Annotated in this window: 2 protein-coding genes; both read left to right on the top strand. The window is 59.1% G+C overall.

Annotated elements, in window-relative coordinates; translation table 11 throughout:
* A partial coding sequence (locus ABX749_RS26990; protein ID WP_372898753.1) for a DUF1592 domain-containing protein occupies positions 1–2454 on the top strand: 2454 nt, incomplete at its 5' end.
* A 202-nt stretch (positions 2455–2656) separates the two neighbouring features.
* The coding region (locus tag ABX749_RS26985) for a DUF1552 domain-containing protein (RefSeq protein ID WP_372898752.1) at positions 2657–3264 on the top strand (608 nt) is incomplete at its 3' end.

Below are 3264 nucleotides of genomic sequence, written 5' to 3'. Positions count from 1 at the left end.
GAGCATCTGGTGTTGACACCGACTGGCATCGATTTCGCCCCCCACCCGGTGATCACCGAAACCGACCGCGACAAGTACTGTGTCAACCGGATCATCGATTTCTATCGGCGACAACGTTTGCAGTACGTCGATTTCTTTTACGCCCTCTGGCAATACCAACTGCAACACACAGCCGGTGATGCCGAAGCACGTTCGCTGCGTGAATTTGCATCCAGCCAAGGACTGAGTCCTCGGTACATGGAAACGCTTTGGGACATCTTGAACGTCGACGCAGCGCAAGACGCAGCGCAAGACCAAGCGACAGACCAAGCCGCGGACGTTGGTCCGCTGGCGGCGCTGCGGATCATGTGGCGTCGATTGCCCAGCGGCAACACGCCGGACGATGCCGATCAAGCCAAACGTCAATGCCAGCGGATGGAGGATTTCGTGCAGACGCTCCGCGCGCGTTTGGTCCCCGAGGTCGAAAACCTGACGACGCCCGAGGTCCACAAGGGTTCGCAGCCGTTGGTGTTGTGGAAGAATCGCCAATTCGTTGCCAACCGTCGTCGTTACGCCGGAGGGATCTCCGACGTCGGCGATCTGGGATCGTTGCTGGAGTTGAAGCCGGGTTCGGCCGAGGCACGTGCGATGGCTGTGCCGGACGACGAGACTCGGTTGCAAGGGTACGAGCGGACGCTGGAAACGTTCTGCTCGGTCTTCCCGGATACCTTCCTCGTTTCCGAGCGGGCGCGTGTCTACTTGGACCCCAAGGAAGAGACGGAACGCACGGGGCGGTTCTTGAGCGCCGGATTCCACAGCCAGATGGGATACTTCCGTGACGACGGCCCGCTGGTTGAGTTGATCTTGAGCGACGAGGAGCGGAAAGAACTGGATCGTTTGTGGCTCGAACTCGATTTCGTGACGTCGGCGCCGATGCGTCAGTACGCCGGGTTCATCTGGTTCGACCGCACCGATTCTCGTTTCATGCGTGATTCGCAATTCGATCGATTCCGTGCCGAAGACAAAGATTGCACGTCGGAGGCCAAAGTTCGGGCGCTGGCGGAAGCCTATTTAGCCAAAGCGGAACGTGTCGGCGGCAATCCCCCAGCCCTCGAAGCGATCGCGTTCTACTTCGAGGACCTGTCGCGAACGTTTCGTCGTTTGGAACGCCTGAAGCGAGAATCGGAATCGGTTCAGTTGGATGCCGTCGTTCGGTTCGCCGAGCGGGCGTATCGTCGTCCGCTGACCGATGCACAGCGGCAGAGCATCCGATCGTTCTATCGGCATCTGCGCGAGTCGGACGGGTTGGAGCACGAGGACGCGATTCGGGACAGCGTTGTGGCGGTCTTGATGTCGCCCAACTTTTGTTATCGCTTGGATCTGCCGCAACAGCGAGTCGCCGATGCAGTGCATCAAGACGTCGAGCCGTTGGATGATTTTGCGTTGGCCAGTCGGTTGAGCTACTTTCTGTGGGCCAGCATGCCCGACCAGCAGCTCCGTGACTTGGCAGCGTCGGGCCAATTGCATCAACGCGATGTGCTGAGGTCGCAAGTGGTCCGCATGCTTGCCGACGAGCGGTCCCAAGGCTTTGTCAACGAGTTTGTGGGCAGCTGGTTGGGGTTTCGTCAATTCCAGCAACACAATGGCGTCGATCGCAATCGTTTCCCACAATTCACCGACGAGCTGCGTCAATCGATGTACGAAGAACCGATTCGGTTGTTCAACGAGATTGTGCGCACGGACGGCTCGATCCTGGATCTGTTGTACGCCGACTACACCTTCGTCGACCGCGCGCTTGCCGAGCACTACCAGATTCCGACCGACCGGTTAGACGACCAACAGGACGGCTGGGCCAAGGTTGACGGCGTCGATCGGTATGGCCGTGGCGGGTTGATGCCGATGGCTGTCTTCTTGACCAAGAATTCACCCGGATTGCGAACCAGTCCGGTGCAGCGCGGCAATTGGTTGGTCAAGTACGTGCTCGGCGAACACATCCCGGCCCCGCCCGCCGCGGTGCCCGAGTTGCCGAGTGACGAGTCTCAGTTGGGCGAGTTGACGTTGCGGGAGGCACTGCAGCGGCACCGAGCCGATCCTAGTTGCGCGGCCTGCCACGACAAAATTGATTCGTTCGGACTGGTGTTTGAGCAATACGGGCCGATCGGCGAGCGGCGTGAAACCGATTTCGGCGGTCGTCAGGTCGACAGTCATGTTCGATTCCCCGACGAGAGCGAGGGGACCGGGATCGAAGGGCTGCGGGACTACATTCGACGTTCCCGGCAATCCGATTTTGTCGAGAATTTTTGCCGCAAACTTCTCGCCTATGCACTTGGGCGTTCGTTAGAGTTGTCGGATGAGACGGCGATCGATCAGATGACCGCCTCGCTTGCGTCCAACGGGTATCGATTGCAACATGCGATTGAGATGATCGTCACCAGCCCGGCGTTCTTGAACAAACGTGTGAAAGCAGAGTTTTAAGTTGGTGGGAAAGGCTTTCCGTCTGTCGCCTTGGCATCGACAGTCTGGAAGTCTCTCCCACAGTGATGTTCCGACCGTTTCTTCGCCCACCACCGTCCATCCGATGAACACTTCTACCAGATCCGACGCTCCGTCTTCTCGCCAGACTCCGTCTTCTCAAACGTTATCGCGTCGTACGGTCTTGCGAGGCGTCGGCGTATCGATGGCACTTCCGTGGATGGAATCGATTCCCGTTTGGGGCACCGAAACCGTCGTCGGCGAGGATCCGGTTGCACCGCCCAAACGATTTGCCGCGTTGTTCATGGGGTGCGGGATCAATCGCAAACATTGGTGGGCCAAGGGCGGTGGCAAGGAGATGGAGTTGGGCAAGAGTCTGGCGCCGATGGAGCCGCTGAAGGAGAAGATGAACTTCATCACCGGCCTGTTCAACGAGAATGCGACGTCCGTCGGCATTCACCCCGGCCAAACCGGCAATATCCTTTCCGGGGCGTCGCTGCAGAAGGGTTCGGAGCTGCGCGGCGATATCAGCATGGACCAGGTGCTGGCGAATCATTTCCAGGAGGAAACGGTCGTGCCCAGTCTGGTGCTTGGTTGTGAACAGCCCGTGACGGGGTATCACGAAACGAATTTTTCGATGGCCTACAGTTCGCACATCTCCTGGCAGAACAAGACGTCGCCGGTGCCGATGGAAGTCTACCCGTCGCTGGCCTTTGACAGCTTGTTCGACAACCGGGGGAGCCGTCGCGACGAAAGCATTTTGGACCGCGTGGGGGAAGAGGCGGCGTCGTTGAGCCGGCGGGTCAGCAAGAG

The organism is Stieleria sp. (assembly GCF_041595215.1).
GTDB lineage: Bacteria > Planctomycetota > Planctomycetia > Pirellulales > Pirellulaceae > Stieleria > Stieleria magnilauensis.
The sequence above is the reverse complement of the archived record's forward strand: the minus strand, read 5'-3'. Positions and strand labels throughout refer to the sequence as shown.